Here is a 20,754-nt window from a genome sequence, read left to right as displayed (position 1 = left end):
GCGACACTGAGGCGACATCGAAGCGACAGTCAGGCGACAGCGAAGCGACGATTAGCGCCAGCCGGCCGCCTGCGCCGCCCGCTCGCCCTGCGCATCGGCAGGAGCGCCGTCGATCAGGCCGTCTATGGTGGAAAGGAGGCGCGGATCGGCCGAGGCGGCCTGGCGATATTCGCTCGTCTGGCCCTTGCCGGGTACCGCCTGCAGCAATTGCCAGCCGGCATCGGTGCGGCAGGCGACGCCGGCCATGGCCGCGCCGTCGAAGCTGCGGCACCACCCCCCGCCCTTGCGCCGGAAGCTGAGGCCGATGCGGACCGGGCCATCCTCCCCGGCCGAGGCCAGTTGGCTGTCGAGCGCGGTGGCAAGCGATCCCTGTGCCAGCATCGCACCATCCTTTACCGCAATCGGCCCATCCGGCCCGCCCGACATATGGCCGATGCCAAGGCCCAGCAGCAGGCTGGCGGCGATCCCGCCGCCCGTAACCCAGCTCCAGCGCCGCGAGGGTCGCGCGATCGGCACCACCGTCGGCGGCACCAGCATGGCCTGCATCGACGCGGGCACATCCTCCTGCGCGATCGGCGCGAAATGGCCGGCCAACCGCGCCCGCAGCCGGCGATGCTGCTCCAGCCGGGCGGCCAGCGCGGGATCGTCCGCCACGGCGCGGTCGACGCGCCGCCGCGTCACCTCGTCCAGTTCGCCATCCACCCAGGCGATCAGCATGGCTTCGTCAATGTCGGTCATGCCGCTTCCCCCAATAGTTCGATGAGCGCGCCGCGACCGCGCACCAGTCGCGAGGTCAGCGTGCCCATCGGTATGTTCAATATCGCAGCCGCCTCCTTGTAGGACAGCCCCTCCACCAGCACGAGCGCGATCGCCTCGCGCTGTTCGGGCGGCAATGCCTGCATCGCCCGGTCAACGTCGGACAGGGTCATGGCCTGTTCCACCGCCTTGTCGCCGGCATAGCCGACATCGGCCCCCGCCTCTTCCGGCGCGAAGGTTCTGGCGGCCCGCTGCCGCGCGCGGCCCTCATCGATCCAAAGATTGCGCATGATCCGATACATCCAGCTGTCGAGCCGCGTGCCCGGTTGCCACTGGTCGCGGGCGCGCAGCCCCTTTTCCAGTGCCGCCTGGCACAGATCGTCGCCATCGGCGCGATCATGCGACAGGCTGGCGGCAAAACGCCGCAGCCGGGGCAGGATCGCCAGCAGGTCGCGCTCGAACGACATGGTTTCTCCAAGATATTCTTACAGGGATGAAACGTCCCTGCCCGGCCGTTTCATCCTTCAGAAAGTCCAGCAACCGGAATTTTTTTGACGATGGCCGATTTTGACGCTGAAAAGGCCGGCGATGACCGGCGGGAAGAGACAGAGATGAGATGGACGCGCCCGTTGCTGATCGCGGGGTTGTGGCTGGCGGCACCGGCTGCGCAGGCGCAATTGCTGCCCGCCCCGGCTGCTGGGACGTTGGGGGGCGGTGCGCTGGGCGGGGTCGGCCAGCTTTTGCCCGATACGCTCGACCGACTGGGCAGCGTCGTCGACCAGAGCGGGCTGGAGCGGCTCTCGCCGGCGCGGCTGGCCGATCGGCTGGCAGCGGCGCGCGCGGCGCGGATCGACGCGCTGCTGCGCCAGCATGGCGACGCGGTCGAACTGGACGACCGGCGAGAGCCGGCGCGGCGGGGCATCATCCTGCTGACCGGGGCGGACGCGGCCGCGATCGAGACACTGCGCGCGGCCGGCTATGGCGTGGAACGGATCGAGGCGGAGGGGATCGACATGGCGATCACCCGCCTGACCGTGCCGGACGGCCAGAGCCTGGCGCGCGCGCTGCGCAATGTGCGCAAGATCGCCCCGCAGGCGCAGGCGAGCGCCGACAATCTCTATTTCCCGAGCGGCGTGGCCACAGAGCGGCGATCGGCTGCACTGGCGAGCCATGGCAGTGTCGGGCGCGGCGCGGCGGGCTTGATCGACGGCGGCGTTGCCGCGCATCCGGCGCTGGCCGGCGCGATCGAACAGCGCGGCTTCGTTGCCGGCGCGCCACGGGCCAGCGCCCATGGCACGGCGGTAGCATCCCTGATCGGCGGATATGGCAGCGTGAAGGGCGCCGCGCCGGGCACGCCGCTGCTGGTTGCCGATGTCTATGGCGACGATCCCGCCGGTGGCAGCAGCTTTGCCATCGTCCGCGCGCTGGGCTGGATGGCGGCGCGCGGCGCGAAGGTGGTGACGATCAGCCTGGTCGGGCCGGACAATCCCTTGCTGGCCGGGGCGATCCGGCTGGTGCGCGACAAGGGGGTTATGCTGGTCGCCGCGGTCGGCAATGACGGCCCGGCCGCCCTGCCCGCCTACCCCGCCTCCTACCCGCAGGTGATCGCGGTGACCGGCGTGGACGGGCGGGGCCGGTTGCTGCCCGAGGCCGGGCGCGCGGCCCATGTCGATTTCGCCGCGCCCGGCGCGGACATGATGGCCGCCGACATGGCGGGCGGCCGGGACAAGGTGCGCGGCACATCCTTTGCGGCGCCTTTGGTGGCCGGGCGGCTGATGGCTGGCGGATCGGTCGAGGCGCTGCGGCGGGAGGCAAAACCCGGTCGCGGCAAGGGCTATGGCGCCGGCATATTGTGCGAGACTTGCAGAAATATGGATTGAATTTCCGTACCCTGCGAGAAAAATTCAGACGTCCGGGATTAAAGCGAAACGCGCCGCCGTTGTCCTGTCATCGGATCAAGATGACCAAGGAGACGGTCCATGAAGACGCAGATTATCATCGCAACCGCCTGCCTCGCGGCGCTCACCACGGCCCCCGCCTCGGCCCAATTGCTGGGCGGCGGCGGCGCACTGGGTGGTGGCGGTTTGGGTGGGCTGACCGGCGGCCTAGGCGGCACGCTGGGTGGTTCGTTCGGCGGATCGGGCAGCCTAGATCGCAGCATCGACCTCGACAATGGCCGGGTCGGCGCCAGCGGCAACGGCAATGGCAATGGCCGCGCCGAAGGATCGGCAAGCCGTCGTGGCAAGAGCCGCTCAGCCAGCGGATCGGGATCGGCCAGCGGCAATCTGGCGGTCGATACGCTGGGCACCAACGATGTAACCAGCGCAACCGATACGACGCGCAGCCGGGTGAGCGACACGGTCGGCGCCGCACGGGACCGGGCGCAAAGCGGCGTCGCGACGGCGCGCGATCGGGCGAGCAGCACCGTGGCATCGGCCCGTGACCGGGCAGGCAGCACGGTTGCCACCGCACGGGATCGAGCCAGCTCGACGGCCAGCGGCGCGCGATCGGCGGCGAGCAATGTCGCGGGCAACGCGACCAATGCCGTCGACAGCGCTGCCTCGATCGACGCGAGCGGCCAGCTTTCGGGCAGTGGCGAGACCCATGGCAGCACCAGCCAGCCGCAGAGCGAGGCCGCTACCCCTTCCTCTTCCGATCAGGCGACCGATTGACCCCATAACCCCGTAGCCGTCGCCTGACGGAAGCGGCCGGCGATCCCCATCGGATCGCCGGCCGCATCATGTCCGCAATCGGGCGACGGGATCAGCTGGACGCGACCACCATGGCGCGGGCGCGATCGGTCGCCGCACGCGTGTCCCCCGCCAGTTTCTTCACTTCGGCCGCGACCACCGCAAAGCCGCGCCCCGCCTCGCCCGCCCGTGCCGCCTCGATCGTGGCGTTGAGGGCGAGCAGGTTGGTCTGGTTGGCGATGCCGCTGATCGTGTCGACAATGTCGACCAGCCCGTCGACCGTGCTTTTGAGTTCCGCGCGCAATATCTTGGACGGGGTGGTGTCGGTCGCGATCTTGAGGATTCGCTCGACCCGGCCTTCGGCATTGAAGACCGGGTTATAGGTGGCCTGAAGCCAGATGTCGCGGCCATGCTTGTCGAGGCGCCGATATTCGCCGGCATCGAAATCGCCCTGCGCCAGCTTGTCCCACAGCGCCGCATAGGCGGCCGAGCGCGCCTGGCCTTCGTCGCAGAAGATGCGATGATGGCGGCCGACAATCTCCCCCAGCGCATAGCCCATGGTCGCCAGGAACAGGTCATTGGCCCAGAGGATCGTGCCGTCCGGCGCAAATTCGATCACCGCCTGCGAACGGCAGATGGCGTCCCAGACGGCATCGCGGCTGTGGGGGTGAATGGCCTGGCCCATGAACATAAAACTCCTTCACCCCCGGCCTAGGCAACGATGGTAAATAGCGGCTTAATTCTACGGAAATTACATAATTTGTAACAATATGGCGGACACGGAAAAGGCCGGCGATCCCATCGGACCGCCGGCCTTTCCACCCCCTGACATGCAATCAGCGGTCGATCAGGCAACCCGCGCTTCGAGCGCTTCGACCTCATCGGGATCGCGCAGCACATAGCCACGGCCCCAGACGGTTTCGATATAATTGTCGCCACCACAGGCCAGCGCCAGCTTCTTGCGCAGCTTGCAGATGAACACGTCGATGATCTTGAGTTCGGGCTCGTCCATGCCGCCATAGAGATGGTTGAGGAACATCTCCTTGGTAAGGGTCGTGCCCTTGCGGAGCGAGAGCAGCTCCAGCATCGCATATTCCTTGCCGGTCAGATGGACGCGGTTGCCGTCCACTTCCACGGTCTTCGCGTCGAGGTTCACGGCCAGCTTGCCGGTGCGGATGACCGACTGCGAATGGCCCTTCGAGCGGCGGACCACGGCGTGGATGCGCGCAATCAGTTCCTCGCGATGGAACGGCTTGGTGACATAATCGTCGGCGCCGAAGCCGAACGACCGGACCTTGCTGTCCATTTCGGCGACGCCCGACAGGATCAGCACCGGCGTCTGCACCCGTGCCGCCCGCAGCTTTTTCAGCACGTCATAGCCGTGCATGTCGGGCAGGTTCAGGTCGAGACAGATGATGTCATAGTCGTACAGCTTGCCGAGATCGAGGCCCTCTTCCCCGAGATCGGTGGTGTAGACATTGAAGCCCTCGGTCGTGAGCATAAGCTCGATCGCCTTGGCGGTGGTCGGTTCGTCCTCAATCAGCAGCACGCGCATTGGAAGCCCCTTCGTGTCGCAGGTCCGTTCACCCCACCAGAACGGTTTCTGCTCGCAATCATTAACCAAAAAACTTCTGAAGGACAAAGGTTAATTTTTCGCTAACCCGCAGGAATCCGCGAGTCGTATAAAAACGAATCTATTTACAAAGCGTTGACCCCGTAACGATCCCTATGGAGTCAAGCTGGATTCCGGGACGAAACGAGCAAAGTCCTGCCCTGGTTCCGCCTTTCGCAGGGGCGATCCGCGGCCGTCACAAGGCGGAAATTTGCACTTCGTAAACCAGCCTCAGCAACCATGGTGGCGGGTCAGGAAGTCGAGCAGCGCCTCCACCCGTGCCGGCCGCAGGCGCGAGGGCGGCGTCACCAGATGCAGGCCGAAGGGCGGCGGCCGCCAGTCGAGCAATATCTCCTCCAGTTCACCCGAGCGGATCGCATCGCCGACGATGAAATCGGGCAGACGGGCGATGCCGACGCCAAGCCGCAGCGCGGGCATCATCGCCTCGCCGCTGTTGACGGTGATGCGCGGGCGGACCTGCACCGTGACATTCTGCTGCCCCGGCCCGGTGAAGCGCCAGACATCGGGCGCGGTGACATTGGAATAGCAGAGGCAGTCATGGCTGCCGAGGTCGGACGGATGGGTCGGGCGGCCGCGCTCGGCCAGATAGGCGGGCGAGGCGACGACATGCATATGGACATCCGCCAGCCGGCGCGCGCGCAGCGAACTGTCGGGCATGTCGGCGATGCGGATGGTGGCGTCGAGGCCGAGTTCGACGATGTCGATCTTGGCATCAGACAGATGCAGGTCGACATCGACCAGCGGATTTTCCTTGGTGAACTGCGCGATCAGCGGCGCGATCCGCAGCAGGCCGAAATTCATCGGCGCGCCCAGGCGCACCGTGCCGGAGAGTTCAGCAGTCTCGTCGCGCGCGGCTTCCTCCGCTGCCTGCCCTTCGGCCAGGATGCGCTGGGCATGATCGGCAAGGCGCCGGCCGCTCTCGGTCAGCGCCAGGCGGCGGCTGGTGCGGCTGAACAGGCTGGTGTCGAGATGCTGCTCCAGACGGGTCACCGCCTTGGACACGGTGGCCTTGGAGACGCTGAGCGCCTTGGCCGCGTCAGTAAAGCTGCGATGTTCGACCACGGCGGCGAACATCGCCCAGGCCTCGAAATCAGGTAGGCGCATAGGGAAACAATCCGTTTCAACACTGCTTATTCAAGAAACGAACCTGATCGCTAGATTGTCGGAAAGCAAGCCGGAAGCATCCGGCATCGCAATCGAAAGGCAGACCCCATGAGTACGACAACCGCGAGCCGCATCGAGCGCCGCCCGTTCGCGTCGCTCGGCCATGCCGACCATGGCTGGCTGAACGCACGGCATCATTTTTCCTTCGCCAATTACTATGATCCCGCCCGCATGGGCTGGGGCGCGATCCGGGTATGGAACGACGACGAGATCGGTCCGCGCTCGGGCTTTCCGCCCCACCCGCACAGCGACATGGAGATCATCACCTATGTCCGCACCGGCGCGATCACCCACCAGGACAGCCTGGGCAACAAGGGCCGCACCGAGGCGGGCGACGTCCAGGTGATGTCGGCCGGCACCGGCATCCGCCATGCCGAATATAATCTGGAGGACGAGACCACCACCCTGTTCCAGATCTGGGTCATTCCCCGCTCGGTCGGCGGATCGCCCAGCTGGGGCGCCAAGCCCTTCCCGAAGGGTGATCGCTCCGGCAAGCTGGTCGTGCTGGCCAGCGGCCATGACGAGGACAAGGAAGCGCTGCGCATCCGGGCCGACGCCCGGCTGCTGGGCGGCACGATCAAGGCCGGCGACAGCGTGACCTATGAGGCCGGCGAAGGTCGCCACCTCTATCTGGTCCCGGCGACGGGCCGGATCGAGATCGATGGCCAGACCTTCGAGGCACGGGACGGCGCGGCCATCATCGGCGGCGCGCCCATCACCATCACCGCGGTCGAGGACAGCGAGATCGTCCTGGTCGACAGCGAATAGACATGACGCTTACGCACCGGTCCGTCATTCCCCTCCCCCAGACGGACCGGTCCGGGTCGCCCGCATGCTCCCTCCCTTGTGCGGGCGACCACCCTTTCAACTTTTTGCAGTTTCAGATGAGGAGACGTGACAATGGCTAAGGTTCTGATTCTCTATTATTCGTCCTACGGACATATCGAAACGATGGCCAAGGCGATGGCCGAAGGTGCAGCCGCCGCCGGCGCGCAGGTCGATATCAAGCGCGTACCCGAAACCGCGCCGCTGGAAGTCGCCAAGGCGGCCCATTTCAAGCTGGACCAGGACGCGCCGGTGGCGACCGTCGCCGAACTGGCGGATTATGACGCGATCATCATCGGCACCGGCACCCGCTTTGGCCGCATGTCGAGCCAGATGGCGGCCTTCCTGGATCAGGCCGGCGGCCTGTGGGCGCGCGGCGCGCTCAACGGCAAGGTCGGTGGTGCCTTCACCTCGACCGCGTCGCAGCATGGCGGCCAGGAAGTCACCCTCTTCTCGATCATCACCAACCTGCTGCATTTCGGCATGACGATCGTCGGCCTGGACTATGGCTTTGCCGGCCAGATGGGCGTCGACAAGGTGCGCGGCGGTTCGCCCTATGGCGCGACCACCCTGGCCGATGGCGACGGCAGCCGCCAGCCGAGCGAGGAAGAGCTGGACGGCGCCCGCTATCAGGGCCGCCGGATCGCCGAAACCGCGATCAAGCTGCACGGTTAATCGCCGCCCGCGCCGTCTGGGGAACGCAGCCTGGCTGCGTTCTTCGGTCGCATGGGTGCGCCATCAGGTTGTAGGGAGCTGGCACGCCGGGACTGCGCGCCAGCTCCTTTTTCTTTTTATTATCCCAGCGTCTTGGGCGTGACCCAGACTTCGACCGGGGTGATGAACTTGCCCGGTGCAGGCTTGCCGACGACGACGCGGTCGGCGGTGACCAGTTCGCCATTTTCAAGGTTCAGCGACACCCAGGGCTTGGGCATGCGCTCGAACTTCATCTTCTGGATGGGCTGGCCAGTGGCCGTGTTCATGATGGTGGCAATGATAGACATAGGGCGCGGCCGCTAGCGCCTGGCCCTGCCCCCTGTCCAGAGCCGGAATCGGCAAAATATTTTCGCCCCTCGCGAAAAAAGTTGCTGCCCATGTCACATCGGGCGCGGCCGTCTCGTCATGTCAGCAATAGCAAGCAAAGGAGCTGTATCATGACCGACAAGATCAATCCCTATGCCGCCGCGCCGCAGCTGATGAAGAGCTGGACCGCCCTCTCCACCGCCATCGCCGACAGCCTGGAGCCGAGCCTGATCGAACTGGTGAAGATCCGTTCGTCGCAGATCAACGGCTGCGCCAACTGCATCAACATGCACAGCTATGAAGCGCGCGAGAAGGGCGAGAGCGAACAGCGCATCTATCTGCTGTCCGCCTGGCGCGAGGCGCCCTGCTATACCGACCGCGAGCGCGCTGCGCTGGGCTGGACCGAGGCGCTGACCGAAATCGCCAAGGGCCACACCCATGAAGCGGCCAAGGAAGCGCTGAACTGGGAGTTCACCGAGGAGGAACAGGTGAAGCTGACCCTGATGATCAACATCATCAATGGCTGGAACCGCATCGCCGTCGGCTTCAACCTCTGGTACGACATGCCGATGAAGGCAGCAGCCTGATGGCGCGGGGGACGCAGATGGACGCGGCGGCGCGCTTCGACCCGCTGCGTCCCCGCCTGATCCGGGTCGCCTATCGCATGCTCGGATCGGTCGCCGATGCCGAGGATGTGGTGCAGGACGCCTTCCTCCGCTGGATGAGCACCGACCATGGCGCGGTGCGCGAGCCGGAGGCCTTTTTGCGCCGTATCGTCACCCGCCTCTGCCTCGATCAGATGAAGTCGGCGCGGGCGCAGCGCGAAACCTATGTCGGCCCCTGGCTGCCCGAGCCGGTTGTCGAGGAAGCGGACGAGGAAGAGGATGTCACCCTGCCGCTGATGCTGGCATTGGAGCGGCTGTCGCCGCTGGAGCGGGCAGCCTTCCTGTTGCATGATGTGTTCGGCCTCGCCTTTGACGAGGTGGCGAGGACCATCCAGCGCGATGCCGCCGCCTGTCGCCAGCTTGCCGCCCGCGCGCGCGACCATGTGCGCGACGCGCGCCCCCGTTTCCAGATCGAGAAACAGCGCGGGCTGGAGATTGCCGGCGCCTTCTTCGCCGCGTCGCGCAACGGCGACATGAGCACATTGGGTGCGCTGCTGGCGCAGGATGTCAGCTTCCACAGCGATGGCGGCGGCAAGCGCCCGGCCGCGATCCGCCCGGCGATCGGCCATGGCCAGGTGATGCAGGTGCACAAGGCGCTGGCGGTGCTGTTCGGCAAATATGGATCGACCCTGCTGCGCACCTGCATGGTGAACGGCCTGCCCGGCTTCGTCACCCGCGAGGCCGATGGCGAGTTGCAGACCACCGCGCTCGATATCGAGGACGGGCATGTCACCGCCATCTACATCATGCGCAACCCCGACAAGCTGCGCCATCTGCATTGAATGCTTAATCCCCGGATAAGCCCGTTCCTTGTCAAAATCGCAGCCCCTGCCGCGTCATGGCAGGATCGGGGACCGGGAGCGAAACAGAGATGGTTGGTGCGATCGGCGGCTCGGGCAATGGCTGGGGCCAGTTCAAGAAGGCGATGGAAGATTTTGCCGAAAAGGTTCGGCAGGCAAACCAGAATGGCGGCAGCACGACAGCGAAAGTGACAGAGGCGAGCACGCCTGCGGCCACCACGCCGGTTGCGGCCAGCGAGCCGGTCGCCAGCGTCCAGCCGGCGGTCGAAACGACACCGGCTGCCGCAGCGACCGCGCCGGCGCCGGTGATCGCGAGCGAAACAGCCGTAATCGTCAGCGACAGCGTTTCCCTGTCACCTTCGCTGTCGCCCCTCACCTATAGCGCGCCCACGCCGGCGCCGCGATCGCAGGCCGTCGCGGCGCCGGAAACCACGCTGGACACGCAATTGTCCGACGCGGGCTACTATGCGTCGCCGGCGGCATCGGCCGTCGCCGACCCGGTCGCCCCCGCCCAGCAGGAGGATGCCGCCGCGCTGAGCCAGGCGCAGGTCATCGCCCAGGCTGCCTATGCCCTGGTCGCCCGCGCCGGCGAGGATCATCGGCTGTCGCTGATCCAGCGGGGCTGACGCCCCGCGCCGTCAGCGCGCCAGATAGCCGCCATCGACCGGATAATAGGTTCCGGTCATGAAGGAAGCGCGGTCGGACAGGAGGAAGCTGGTCATGGCAGCGATCTCCTCCGGGCGCGCCAGCCTGTCGAACGCATGCAGGCCGGCGAGGACCGCCCGTTCCGCATCGGTCATGGTCTTGCCGAGTGCCGGGGTTTCGACAAAGGCCGGCCCGACCGCATTCACCCTGATACCCTGGGCGGCATAGTCGAGCGCGGCGGTCTTGGTTATGCCGACGACCGCATGCTTGGACGTCACATAGGCGGCGGAACCGGCCCAGCCGACCGCGCCCAGGATCGAGGCCATGTTGACGATCGCGCCGCCACCGGATTTCAGCATCGCCGGGATCTGATATTTCATGCCGTAGAAGACGCTGTGCAGATCGACGCCGACAACCCGGTGCCAGTCATCGATGGCGATGTCGGCCAGCGGCGTGGACGGCGCGCCGATCCCGGCATTGTTGACCGCCAGATGCAGTCCGCCGAAGGTTTCGACGGCGAAATCGACGCTGGCGCTGACCGCCTGTGCATCGCTCACATCGACCTTGAAGGCGCGCGCGCGATCCTCGCCACAGGATTGCGCGAGACGCTGCGCCCCCGCTTCGTCGAAATCGGCGATGACGACCTTCGCCCCTTCCGCCAGCAAATCCTTCACCACCGCTTCGCCGATGCCCGATGCACCGCCGGTGACGATCGCGACCCGATCCTGAAACAACGCCATTCCAACTGCTCCTTGATTATCGCCGCCGGGCGACGGCATGACTTATGGGAATTAAACTCGACTCAAAGTATCCGGTTCCGTATCCTTTTATGCCGGAGCCGAATGGAAGGAAAGCAGGGATGGCCGCCGACACCAGCCAGCGGGCTGACGGATCAGCGAGCGACGGATCGGCGCGGCCGACCGGCCGGCCATCGCGCGAGGCGGCCGAACAGATTGAAACGACCATGCTGGATGCGGCATTGGCGACCTTCATCGAGGCCGGTTTCCAGGGGGCCAGCATGGAGGCCATCGCCCGCCGCGCCGGGGTGACCAAGCGCACCCTCTATCGCCGCGCCCGGACCAAGTCGGACCTGTTCGTAGAGGTGGTCGAGCGCCTGGCCCGCCAGTCGGGCATGCCCAATCTGGCGCGGGTCGAGGCCGGTCCGCTGGAACAGCGCTTGCAGGCGGCGGGCGAGATATTGCTCGGCTGGCTGCTCAATCCCCATGCGATCGCGCTGTATCGCATGATCGTGGCCGAGGCTGCGCGTCAGCCGGGGCTGGCGCTCAGCGTCGATGGCCCGTTCCAGCGGGCGAGCACGGCGATCGCGGCCATCCTGGCCGAGGATGGCGGCCGGCCGGCAGAGACCGTCAGGCTGGGCGCGGACATGTTCGTGCGGCTGGTTGCCGGCGAGGCGCTGGACCGGGCGGCGCAGGGGATCGAGCCGGCCGGCGTTTCAGACCGGACGCATGCGCGCGCCATGGCGGCCATCGCCTTTTTCCTGGCAGGCTGGCGATCCTGGCCAGCGTCGGCGCCGTCCTTGTCCTAGAGCATCCAGCGACTGAGGCGCGGGGACAGGCGGATGAGGTGCCACAGGGCGAAGGGCGCCAGCAGCGCAAGCGCGAGCAGCCAAGGCCTGGCCAGATAGGGCGTGCCATAATGGATGATCGCGACGTGCAGATACATGATGACCAGTGACGCCCGGCCAAGCGCGGCGAGCGGGGCGGCCATGGGCGCGATGCGGGCGGACAGGCGGAACAGCAGCAACGACGTCGCGATGCCCGATCCGATCGACAGCAAGGGCCAGCCATAGTCGGCCGCCTTCATGTTGAGCGTCGGCAGCCAGCCGGCAAGGCCCGCCAGCGCGAGCAGGCCGAGCGGCGCGATCCACAGGTTACGCCAGTGCAGCCGCGGCCAGAACGCGCCGACCCAGAGCAGGATCATCGCCATCGGCACGCTCAGCAGGCCCAGCGGCGAGGCCGGTGTCACATGACCAATGGCATAGGCGAGCAGCAGCATCGGGATCAGCAGCAATACCCAGCGCCGGTCGAGCGGATCGGGCCAGCGGTTGAGCGCGAGGTTGAACAGGATGCGCGCCATCATCAGGCAGGGCACGAACCAGAAGATGGTATAGGGACCGCGTAGCCAATAGCCGCCAAGCAGGATCGGCAGCAGATCGCGCGGCCATTGGTGGAAGATCGGCAGATTGCCCTTGGCCGGTTCGATGATCTGGTCCACCAGGATCAGCAACGCGAGGAAGATGGCATAGGGGCGCATCTGGCTGACCAGTTGCCGCCGGGTGAAGGCGCCAACGGGATGCGGGCGCGAGAGCATGCCCGACAACAGGAAGAAGAGCGGCATGTGGAAGCTGTACATGGCGTCGCGCAAGGGTCCGCGCGTCCAGACATGGCCGACCACCACGGCGATGATGCCGATGCCGCGCGCGACATCGACCCAGTCGAGCCGCTGCGGCGCATGTTGATAGGCAAGGCCCCTATTCTCCATCGGCTCCACGCCCTATAGGATGCGGCGTGGGCGTCAATCGCCCAACCAGATTACCCGGACGCCAGATTTCCCGATCGGATTGATATTTGACCCTGCTTAGCGACAAAGTGCTGTTCATCGATGGCGAGGCCATCATCCTCGACAAGCCGGCCGGCCTGCCGGTCGACGCGCCGCGCGACGGATCGATCAGCCTTGAAAACCACCTCGCCTCGCTGACCTTCGGCTTTCAGCGCTGGCCGCTGGCGGTCCACCGGCTGGACCGCGACACCAGCGGCTGCCTGCTGCTCGCGCGCAATCCCAAGGCGCACAAGCGCTTTGCCGCCGCGTTCGAGGCCGGCACGGTCGAGAAGCGCTATGTCGCGGTGCTGGAGGGCGTGCCCGAGGCGGATGAGGGCACGATCGCCCTGTCGCTCAAGAAGGTGAGCACGCCGAGCCAGGGCTGGCGCATGATCGCCGCCAAAGCGGGCAAGCCCGCCGTCACCCACTGGCGCAAGCTGGCGGTGAAGGACGGCCGCGCGCTGATCGCCTTCACGCCCGAGACCGGCCGCACCCACCAGATCCGCGTCCATGCCCAGCATGGGCTGGGCTTCGGCATTGTCGGTGACCCGGTCTATGGCGACGGACAGGGCGCGATGCTGCTGCACAGCCGCTTCCTGAGCGTGCCGCGCGGCGACAACAAGCCGCCGGCGCAGGCGACCGCGCCGCTGCCGCAGAGCTTCGTCGATGCGGGTTTCGGCCCCGAGATATTGGAGGAAGCCGGGCTGTAAGCCCCGGCCCTGCGCCATGGTCGCCATCCCCGTCACCCGCTCCATCGCGATCGACAGCGACGAGATTGTCGAGAGCTTCGCGCGCGCGTCGGGGCCGGGCGGCCAGCATGTGAACACCACCGACAGCGCGGTGATGCTGCGCTTCGACGTCGCCGCCTCGCCAGGGCTGCCCGATGTAGTGAAGCAACGGCTGGCGGATCTGGCCGGATCGCGCATGACCCGCGACGGCGTGCTGATCCTGCGCAGCGAGGGCGCACGATCGCAGTTGCTCAACCGGCAGGAGGTGCGCGAGCGGCTGTTCGCGCTGATCCGCGAGGCGACGATCGTGCCCAAGAAGCGGCGCCCGACCAAGCCGACCAAGGCATCGCAGAAGCGCCGCGTCGACGGCAAGGTCAAGCGCGCAGCCGTGAAACAGGGACGCGGCCGGGTCAGGATGGACTGAATCTAGCGGCCATTTACGAATTAACCATCATTGCCTTGCTAGGGAGAATGGGACGCAGGACCGCGTTCCCAGCTTCCCGAGGATGCCATGCCGGCCGAACGCCCTATTCTTCTGCCACCGCGCCCCTGGAACTGGTTCATGTGGGTTGCCGCCACCTTCCTGGGCGTCTTCCTGATCCTCTCGGATTTGCGCCAGCTTGACGGCCTGCACCTGCCCGAAGCCCGACTTCTGATCGGCCGCGACTTCCTGAATGTCTGGTCCGGCGGAACGCTCGCACTGACCGGCCAGCTTGAGCGTCTCTATGATTTTCAGGCCTATATGGACTGGCAGGCCAGGCTTTTCGGCCCGCTGGAGATGCTGAACTACTCCTATCCTCCGCATAGCCTGTTTCTGGCGATGCCCTTTGCGCTGTTTCCCTATCCGGTTGCGCTCGCCCTGTGGACGGGCCTTGGCGCCATCTTCTTTGCCTGGGCGGCCCGTCCCTACATACCGGCCGGCCTGTCCCCCTGGCTTGCGCTGCTGACGCCGGCGGCGATCGTCAATATCTGGGTCGGCCATTATGGGTTCGTCATTGGCGGCCTGTGGCTGCTGTTCTTCGCCCAGTTGCGCCATGCGCCGGTCCGCGCGGGCCTTGTCGCCGGGCTGCTGACGCTCAAGCCCCATCTGGGCCTGCTGATTGCCCTGACGCTGGTCCATCGCAGGGCCTTCCGGGCGATAGGCGCTGCACTCGCCGTCACCCTGGGGCTGATCGGGCTGAGCGGCATGGCATTCGGCTTCGATCTCTGGCCCACCTGGCTGACGGATACCTCGGCCCTCCAGACCCGGATCATGACCGCAGAGGGCGAGAAATTCTACTTCTTCATGATGACATCGGTCTATGTCGCGCTGCGCGAGGGGCCTTATTGGCTGCCGCTGCTGGCCCAGACCCTGTTCGCGGGCAGCGCGCTCTACCTGGCCTGGCGCGCGCGTGACTGCTCCGTCCATCAACTGGCCTTCATCACGGCCACCGCGACGGCCCTGATCACCCCCTATATCTTCAACTATGACCTGACGGTTTGCTGCCTTGGCTTCGCGATCCTGCTTTATGGCCAATGGCACGCGCTTCATCGCAACGAGCGGATCATCCTGTGGATGGCCTTTGCCGCGCCCTTGCTGGTGATGGCGTGGAACCTCATTGCGCCGATCGCCCTGCTTGCCGGCCTTGTCGTCCAGATACGCTGCTACACGGGCATATCCTATGCAGATCTGCTGTTGCCGGCCCCTCTCAAGCGGCGATGGATCGATAATCCCGTTCCCACATCCTAGCCTCTGGCCGAGCGGTGCGGGCCATACTATATGCGTGCCCATGTATGATTTCGCCCCCGCTGCCGACGCCGACAAGGCGACGCTTTACGCCGATCTTCTGTCCGCTGCCGACGCGCTGACCCGTGACGAGCCCGATGCGGTCGCCAATATGGCGAACCTGTCGGCGCTGATCTGGCAGTTCCTGCCCGACCTCAACTGGGCCGGCTTCTATCGCATGGTCGAGGATGAGCTGGTGCTGGGGCCTTTCCAGGGCAAGGCGGCCTGCATTCGCATCCCACTGGGCCGCGGCGTGTGCGGCACCGCCGCGCAGACGTGCGAGACGCAGCTGGTGGCCGATGTCCATGCCTTTCCCGGCCATATCGCCTGCGATGCGGCCAGCGCGTCCGAGATCGTCGTGCCGGTGGTGCATGACGGCCGGCTGATCGGCGTGCTGGACCTGGACAGCCCCCGCCCCGCCCGGTTCGACAGTGCCGACCAGCAGGGGCTGGAAGCGCTGGTCGCGCGGGTCGCCGGCCGCATTGGCTGATCGCTGCCCTGCCCCGTTCCGGGACAGGATTTCATAAGCCGAACATGGCGTTGCACGGATCGTCATGCTAAATTCCGCGCTAGCATGATGACCCTGCGGGCGGCCTGACGCCTCTGCAGGAACAGGGAGCATGATGATGGCCGCGCGCTTTTTCTTCGCCAGCAGCGCCATGGCGCTGATCACCAGCCTTTCGGGGCCGGTTGCCGCGCAGGCGCCAGCGACGTCCGGTACGAGCGTGGTCCGCACCACCACCACGGCGACGACAACGACCGCCACCGCCCATCGCTGGGGGCCGCGCTATGACGGGCGCTGGTATGCCGGTTGGGCCGCGCCGGGCGGCTGGCAAAGCTATCAGCGGCCACGCGTGGGCTTTGCCCTGCCCGCCTACTGGGTCCATCCGCGCTTCTTCATCGCCAATTATGGCGTCTATGGCCTGCCGGCGCCGACCACCGGCTATGGCTGGTCGCGCTATTATGACGATGCGGTGATGACCGACCAATATGGCCGGGTGCGCGACGTGCGCAGCGGCATCGACTGGTCGCGCTATGAGGGCGGCTATGAAGAGGGTGCGCCGCAGCCGGCCGTCATCGCCAGTTCCGGTGGCGAGGCCGGCTATGGTGCGCCCGACGACATGGTCACCTATAGCCCCGCGCCGCAGCCCACGCCGCAGCCCGCCCCGTCCAGCCGCCCCGGCGTGGACTATGATGCGCCGGCCTATGCCAGCAGCGCCGTCAGCCCGAGCGCGACGGCGGTGACGACTGTTCCGGCGGCTCCGACGCCTCCGCCAGCATCGGTGGCGGCGACGAGCGGCACGCACTGGTCGAACCAGCCGGCGACCACGACCGTCGTGTCGGCCGCCCCACCGGTGCCCGGCTTGCCGCCCGGCGGCTATATTTCGGGCGGCTTCTATTATCCGCCGCCGCTGGTGACGACCATCATCATCAATCCCGACGGCACGACCCAGGCGACGACTCGCTACGCGACCGAGGCCGCGCCGCGCTGAACCGTCCGGAACCGCGACCATGGGTCGGTGCGTTGACGGGCGGGATCAGGCGACGGGAGTGGCGCAATGCTGCATCATGTATCGGTGGGCACCAATGATGTGGCGCGGGCGCGGGCCTTCTACGACCCGCTGATGGCGCTGCTGGGCTATCGCAGCCTGCGCGACCATCCCCATTCGCTCGACTATGGCGTGACCGACGTGGTGTTCAGCGTCGAGACGCCGGTAGATGGTGCGCCCGCAAGCGCGGGCAACGGCGTCCATATCTGCTTCGTCGCCGCCGATCGCGGCGCGGTCGACGGATTTCATCGGCTGGCGCTGGAGCTGGGCGGCAGCGATGCCGGGCCGCCGGGCGTGCGGCCGCAATATGACGAGCATTATTATGGTGCGTTCGTGCGCGACCCCGATGGCAACAAGATAGAGGCGGTCACTTTTTCGGCGCGATAGGCGCCCTGCCCCGCGCAGCCAGGACCGATGCGGCGGGCTGTGGCCGGCCATAATGATAGCCCTGCGCGATATGGCAGCCATGCTGGAGCAGCAGCGCTGCCTGTTCAGCCGTCTCCACGCCTTCGGCCACCACCTCCATGCGGAAGCTGCTGCCCAGCTTGATGACGGCGTCGACGATGGCGGCATCGCCGGCATCGCTGTCGACATGGCTGACGAAGCTGCGGTCGATCTTCAGCACATTGACCGGATATTGCTTGAGATGGCTGAGCGAGGCGAAGCCGGTGCCGAAATCGTCGAGGGCGATGCGCACCCCGCCCCGCGCGAACCGGTCGAGCGCGCGCGCGACCTGATCGGCGCCGCGGCCGAGGAAGACCGACTCGGTCACTTCGATCTCGAAATTCTGTGCCGGCACGCCATGCTGATCCAGCCGGGCGAGGACATGATCGGCGAAATCGGCCTGGAGCAGATCCGCCGCCGAGGCATTGACCGCCACCCGGCCGGGATCGAAGCCCATCCGGAGCCATGTCGCCATGTCGTGCAGCACCGCGTCGAGCATGAGGTCGGTCAGGCGGATGGCCAGTTCGCCATGCTCGAAGGCGGCGGCGATGGTGGCGGGCGCCTGCACCCCGAGCCGGGGATGCTGCCAGCGCAGCAACGCCTCATAGCCCAGCACCTGCCCGCTGCGCATGTCGACCTTGGGCTGATAATAGGGTTCGACCAGCCGCTCGGCGATCACCTGGCGGGCCATATGGATCATCGAACTGCGCTGCTGCGCGTCGGCGCGCAACTGGGAATGGAACATGGTGAGCCGGCTGCGACCGCTCGCCTTCGACGCATAGAGCGCCAGGTCGGCCGCCTTGAACAGTTCATGCGCATCGTCGCCATGTTCGCCGAACACGGCGCCGCCGACACTGACCCCGGCTTCGAGCAATTGCCCCTGATAGGCGAAGGGCACCCGCATCTTGTCCAATATCGCCTGGCTGCAGGCCTGCACGGTCGCACTATCCACCAGCGAGGCGGCGATCAGGCCGAATTCGTCGCCGCCGAGGCGCCCGACCACCGCATCGGCCGGTGCCGCCGCCGCGAGACGCTCGGCAAAGCCGCAGAGCAGTGCGTCGCCCGCGTCATGGCCGAGCGAGTCGTTGATCCGCTTGAGGTCATCGATGTCGAACAGCATCAGGCCGAAGCCCGCGCCGGTCGGGCGCGCCTGATCCGCCAGTTCCTCCAGCACGCCCTGCCACAATGTCCGGTTCGGAAGCCGCGTCATCGGATCGTGGGTGGCAGCCCAGCGGATACGTTCTTCCGCATCGCGCTGTTCGGTGACGTCGAGGAAGGTGACGATGATCCGGCGCAACTGGCCGACTTCGGTGCGCGTCGCCCAGCCGGTGCTGCGGATCCAGCGCAGCGCGCCCGTGTCGGCGCGATGGACGCGCAGGGTCGCCTCGAAATGCGGCGGCAGGACATTGGCGGCGACGCCGTCCATCATCGCCTTGAGCTTGTGCCGATCATCGGGATGGACGAGCGACAGGGCCAGTTCGGTGGTGGCCGGCGCATCCGCCGTCAGGCCCAGCATCGCCCGGAATTCCGCCGACCAGCTGCGCTGGCCCGAGCGGGCGTCATAGTCCCAGATGCCGAGCCGCGCCGACTGCACCGCGAGGCGGAAATGCTCCTCGCTCTCGGCCACCGCCTGCTGCGCCAGCTTCTGGTTATGGATATCCTCCAGCGTGCCATACCAGCGGATGATCGCGCCCCGGCCATCGCGCCGTGCGGCCGCGCGCGCGCGCATCCAGCGATAGCTGCCGTCGCGCAGGCGCAGGCGATAATCGACATCGACCGGATCGCCCGACTGGAGCCGCTCGCGCCATAGCGCCAGCGTCCGGTCCATGTCGTCGGGATGCAGGGCGTTGATCCAGCCAGCGCCCATCGCCTGTTCGGGCGAGCTGCCGGTCAGATCGCGCCAGCGCGGCCCGACCTCCTCGATCGCGCCATCGGGGGTGGCGGTCCAGGGAACCTGGGGGCTGAGTTCTACCGACCAGCGATGATGTTCGCGACTTTCCGCCAGCGCGGTTTCCAGCAATTCAGCCTGTTTGTCGCGACGATCATGCATATCCTCGACCGTTCCATACCAGCGCCATGCCCCTGCGGGCATTGCCTGCCGCGTCATGCGGAGCAGGCACCAGCGGCTTGCGCCATCTGCGCAACGCAGGCGAACGACCAGCGGTTCCGGCTGCGACGACGCGGCGGCGGCCCGTATGATGATCCCGATATCGACCGAATCAAAGCCCTTGCGCCAGCCATGGCGCATCAGCCCCATGCGAAGCCCCCCGCCCCGCACCTCGCCCTCGACCCAGTAGGTCAGCAGGCGACCGCGATAATCCGCGAACCAGTGAATGACGGGTGGGCGTACATGCTTGATCTTGGCGGATAATGTCCTGTGCGCGATGTTGGCGCCGGACGGCATATGGGCCGCTGGCTCGCCAAGTTCGCGGGCGCCATCGGCAAAGCGCCGATCAGCGAAGCGATCCATCGCCCATCCCCGATTGCCGTGCCGCCCTGTTCCTCATGCCGGCGATGATGCAGGAAAAGCTTAAACAAGCCTGCACGTAACCGGAATGATCAGGAATCTGTAATTTACAGAAATTGCACCGTCAGCGGCGCAGAATGGCGGCCAGTTCGACCGGCAGCGGCGGCTCGTCCCGCGGCATGACGACGCGGATCGCCTGCGCCTGTTCCTCCGGATCGAAACGGACCCAGCCGGCGCGGCTGAGCTTTTCGAGCGGGCGGTAGCGGATCTTGTACTGCATCCGCTGCGAGCCATCGACCCAATAGCCCAGATACACATAGGCCAGTCCCGCGCGGGCGGCGCGCTGGATATGATCCATGATGATGAAGTTGCCAAGGCCCGGACGATCGTCCAGTTCGGTGTCGAAGAAGCTGTAGATCATCGACAGGCCGTCACCCTGGCGATCGGTCAGGCAGGCGCCGACCAGCTTGCCGGGGCGGCCATCCTCGCCGGGCAGGCGATATTCGACGACATGGCTTTCGACCGGGGTCTGTTCGACCATGTCGGCAAAGTCCATCTCGTCCATTTCGGTCATGCCCCCGCCGGGATGCCGCGCGCGCAGATAGCGCTGGAGCAATTCGAACTGCTCCTCGGTCGACCAGGGCTTGCAGGCGGTGACGACGAGGTCGCTGTTGCGGCGGATCAGCTTGCGCTGGGTCGCGTTGGGCTTGAACTCCTGCGCGACGACGCGGACCGACACGCAGGCCGAGCAATCGGCACAGCTGGGACGATAGGCGACATTCTGGCTGCGGCGGAAGCCGATGCGGCCGAGCGCATCATTGAGTTCCGAGGCATTGTCGCCGTTGAGTTCGGTGAAGACCTTCCGCTCGCTCTTGCCCGGCAGATAGGGGCAAGGGCTGGGGTTCGTCACGAAGAAACGCGGAAAGCGGAATGGTGCGCTCATGCCTCTCCCCCCGATTCAGTCATGCGAATTTGCCTTTTCATGGTCGGACTATGCCGTCCCGGCCCAACCATGAAAAGGTCATTTACCACGAAATTTTTAC

24 protein-coding genes are annotated in these 20,754 nt (G+C 66.4%); 14 read left to right on the top strand and 10 right to left on the bottom strand.

Annotated features, from left to right (window positions below):
• Positions 1-51: 51 nt before the first annotated feature.
• A complete protein-coding gene (locus AC13EK_RS21475; RefSeq protein WP_069337240.1) occupies positions 52-738 on the bottom strand; it encodes an anti-sigma factor family protein in 687 nt (228 codons plus the stop codon).
• Positions 735-1,223 (bottom strand): RNA polymerase sigma factor, encoded by a 489-nt coding sequence (locus AC13EK_RS21470; RefSeq protein ID WP_004212209.1) that lies wholly within the window; start codon positions 1,221-1,223, stop codon positions 735-737. Before AC13EK_RS21470 ends, AC13EK_RS21475 begins: the two co-directional genes overlap by 4 nt.
• Positions 1,224-1,313: 90 nt before the next feature.
• Between AC13EK_RS21470 and AC13EK_RS21465 the strand changes: the two genes are divergently transcribed.
• Together AC13EK_RS21465 and AC13EK_RS21460 are read left to right on the top strand one after the other, a co-directional pair.
• The gene (locus AC13EK_RS21465; RefSeq protein WP_277788107.1) at positions 1,314-2,636 is read left to right on the top strand and encodes a S8 family serine peptidase; all 1,323 of its coding nucleotides are present in this window, start codon (positions 1,314-1,316) and stop codon (positions 2,634-2,636) included.
• A gap of 99 nt (positions 2,637-2,735) precedes the next feature.
• Complete coding sequence (locus AC13EK_RS21460; protein ID WP_069337234.1) at positions 2,736-3,428, top strand: hypothetical protein; 693 nt, start codon at positions 2,736-2,738, stop codon at positions 3,426-3,428.
• A gap of 91 nt (positions 3,429-3,519) precedes the next feature.
• On the opposite strand, the gene AC13EK_RS21455 is transcribed toward AC13EK_RS21460, so the two are convergent.
• The 3 genes from AC13EK_RS21455 to AC13EK_RS21445 all read right to left on the bottom strand — a co-directional run bounded on the left by AC13EK_RS21455 (position 3,520) and on the right by AC13EK_RS21445 (position 6,183).
• Positions 3,520-4,137 carry a methyl-accepting chemotaxis protein gene (locus AC13EK_RS21455; protein ID WP_017502956.1) on the bottom strand — a complete coding sequence of 206 codons (618 nt, stop codon included), beginning with the start codon at positions 4,135-4,137 and terminating at the stop codon, positions 3,520-3,522.
• A 156-nt stretch (positions 4,138-4,293) separates the two neighbouring features.
• Positions 4,294-5,001: a response regulator transcription factor CtrA gene (gene ctrA, locus AC13EK_RS21450; protein ID WP_004212203.1), complete on the bottom strand. Its 708-nt coding sequence runs from the start codon at positions 4,999-5,001 to the stop codon at positions 4,294-4,296.
• Between the two features lie 288 nt (positions 5,002-5,289).
• Positions 5,290-6,183 (bottom strand): LysR family transcriptional regulator, encoded by an 894-nt coding sequence (locus AC13EK_RS21445; RefSeq protein ID WP_029548055.1) that lies wholly within the window; start codon positions 6,181-6,183, stop codon positions 5,290-5,292.
• Between the two features lie 108 nt (positions 6,184-6,291).
• On the opposite strand from AC13EK_RS21445, the gene AC13EK_RS21440 reads away from it, so the two are divergent.
• Both AC13EK_RS21440 and wrbA read left to right on the top strand, forming a co-directional pair.
• Complete coding sequence (locus tag AC13EK_RS21440) at positions 6,292-7,011, top strand: pirin family protein (protein ID WP_069337233.1); 720 nt, start codon at positions 6,292-6,294, stop codon at positions 7,009-7,011.
• A gap of 132 nt (positions 7,012-7,143) precedes the next feature.
• Positions 7,144-7,743: an NAD(P)H:quinone oxidoreductase gene (gene wrbA, locus AC13EK_RS21435; RefSeq protein WP_069337232.1), complete on the top strand. Its 600-nt coding sequence runs from the start codon at positions 7,144-7,146 to the stop codon at positions 7,741-7,743.
• Between the two features lie 119 nt (positions 7,744-7,862).
• Here wrbA and AC13EK_RS21430 read toward each other — a convergent pair whose 3' ends face one another.
• Positions 7,863-8,048 carry a hypothetical protein gene (locus AC13EK_RS21430; protein ID WP_004212193.1) on the bottom strand — a complete coding sequence of 62 codons (186 nt, stop codon included), beginning with the start codon at positions 8,046-8,048 and terminating at the stop codon, positions 7,863-7,865.
• A 171-nt stretch (positions 8,049-8,219) separates the two neighbouring features.
• Between AC13EK_RS21430 and AC13EK_RS21425 the strand changes: the two genes are divergently transcribed.
• The 3 genes from AC13EK_RS21425 (at position 8,220) to AC13EK_RS21415 (ending at position 10,179) form a co-directional block, all read left to right on the top strand.
• Positions 8,220-8,675, top strand: a complete 456-nt coding sequence (locus AC13EK_RS21425; protein WP_069337231.1) for a carboxymuconolactone decarboxylase family protein — start codon at positions 8,220-8,222, stop codon at positions 8,673-8,675.
• A complete protein-coding gene (locus AC13EK_RS21420; RefSeq protein WP_069337230.1) occupies positions 8,675-9,535 on the top strand; it encodes a sigma-70 family RNA polymerase sigma factor in 861 nt (286 codons plus the stop codon). Before AC13EK_RS21425 ends, AC13EK_RS21420 begins: the two co-directional genes overlap by 1 nt.
• A gap of 89 nt (positions 9,536-9,624) precedes the next feature.
• Positions 9,625-10,179 carry a hypothetical protein gene (locus AC13EK_RS21415; protein WP_069337229.1) on the top strand — a complete coding sequence of 185 codons (555 nt, stop codon included), beginning with the start codon at positions 9,625-9,627 and terminating at the stop codon, positions 10,177-10,179.
• A 12-nt stretch (positions 10,180-10,191) separates the two neighbouring features.
• Here the strand turns inward: AC13EK_RS21415 and AC13EK_RS21410 are convergent, their stop codons facing one another.
• On the bottom strand, positions 10,192-10,938 hold the full coding sequence (locus AC13EK_RS21410) for an SDR family NAD(P)-dependent oxidoreductase (protein WP_069337228.1): 747 nt from the start codon (positions 10,936-10,938) through the stop codon (positions 10,192-10,194).
• Between the two features lie 119 nt (positions 10,939-11,057).
• Between AC13EK_RS21410 and AC13EK_RS21405 the strand changes: the two genes are divergently transcribed.
• Positions 11,058-11,744, top strand: coding sequence for a TetR/AcrR family transcriptional regulator (locus AC13EK_RS21405; RefSeq protein ID WP_069337227.1), 687 nt, complete (start codon positions 11,058-11,060; stop codon positions 11,742-11,744).
• Here the strand turns inward: AC13EK_RS21405 and AC13EK_RS21400 are convergent.
• Positions 11,741-12,700 carry an acyltransferase family protein gene (locus tag AC13EK_RS21400; protein WP_069337226.1) on the bottom strand — a complete coding sequence of 320 codons (960 nt, stop codon included), beginning with the start codon at positions 12,698-12,700 and terminating at the stop codon, positions 11,741-11,743. The genes AC13EK_RS21405 and AC13EK_RS21400 overlap by 4 nt on opposite strands.
• Positions 12,701-12,786: 86 nt before the next feature.
• On the opposite strand from AC13EK_RS21400, the gene AC13EK_RS21395 reads away from it, so the two are divergent.
• From AC13EK_RS21395 to AC13EK_RS21370, 6 genes are all read left to right on the top strand, one after another.
• Complete coding sequence (locus AC13EK_RS21395) at positions 12,787-13,467, top strand: RluA family pseudouridine synthase (RefSeq protein WP_010339964.1); 681 nt, start codon at positions 12,787-12,789, stop codon at positions 13,465-13,467.
• A gap of 16 nt (positions 13,468-13,483) precedes the next feature.
• The gene (gene arfB / locus AC13EK_RS21390; RefSeq protein WP_010339963.1) at positions 13,484-13,909 is read left to right on the top strand and encodes an alternative ribosome rescue aminoacyl-tRNA hydrolase ArfB; all 426 of its coding nucleotides are present in this window, start codon (positions 13,484-13,486) and stop codon (positions 13,907-13,909) included.
• 87 nt (positions 13,910-13,996) lie between these two features.
• On the top strand, positions 13,997-15,214 hold the full coding sequence (locus AC13EK_RS21385) for a glycosyltransferase family 87 protein (RefSeq protein WP_069337225.1): 1,218 nt from the start codon (positions 13,997-13,999) through the stop codon (positions 15,212-15,214).
• Between the two features lie 40 nt (positions 15,215-15,254).
• Positions 15,255-15,740, top strand: a complete 486-nt coding sequence (locus tag AC13EK_RS21380; RefSeq protein WP_069337224.1) for a GAF domain-containing protein — start codon at positions 15,255-15,257, stop codon at positions 15,738-15,740.
• Positions 15,741-15,870: 130 nt separating this feature from the next.
• The gene (locus tag AC13EK_RS21375) at positions 15,871-16,743 is read left to right on the top strand and encodes an RcnB family protein (protein ID WP_081331705.1); all 873 of its coding nucleotides are present in this window, start codon (positions 15,871-15,873) and stop codon (positions 16,741-16,743) included.
• A 66-nt stretch (positions 16,744-16,809) separates the two neighbouring features.
• The gene (locus AC13EK_RS21370) at positions 16,810-17,187 is read left to right on the top strand and encodes a VOC family protein (protein WP_069337223.1); all 378 of its coding nucleotides are present in this window, start codon (positions 16,810-16,812) and stop codon (positions 17,185-17,187) included.
• On the opposite strand, the gene AC13EK_RS21365 is transcribed toward AC13EK_RS21370, so the two are convergent.
• Both AC13EK_RS21365 and AC13EK_RS21360 read right to left on the bottom strand, forming a co-directional pair.
• Positions 17,168-19,714: a sensor domain-containing protein gene (locus tag AC13EK_RS21365; RefSeq protein WP_277788105.1), complete on the bottom strand. Its 2,547-nt coding sequence runs from the start codon at positions 19,712-19,714 to the stop codon at positions 17,168-17,170. The genes AC13EK_RS21370 and AC13EK_RS21365 overlap by 20 nt on opposite strands.
• A gap of 121 nt (positions 19,715-19,835) precedes the next feature.
• A complete protein-coding gene (locus AC13EK_RS21360) occupies positions 19,836-20,654 on the bottom strand; it encodes an arginyltransferase (protein WP_069337221.1) in 819 nt (272 codons plus the stop codon).
• Positions 20,655-20,754: the final 100 nt, after the last annotated feature.

The organism is Sphingobium sp. L-44 (assembly GCF_056859495.1).
The sequence above is the reverse complement of the archived record's forward strand: the minus strand, read 5'-3'. Positions and strand labels throughout refer to the sequence as shown.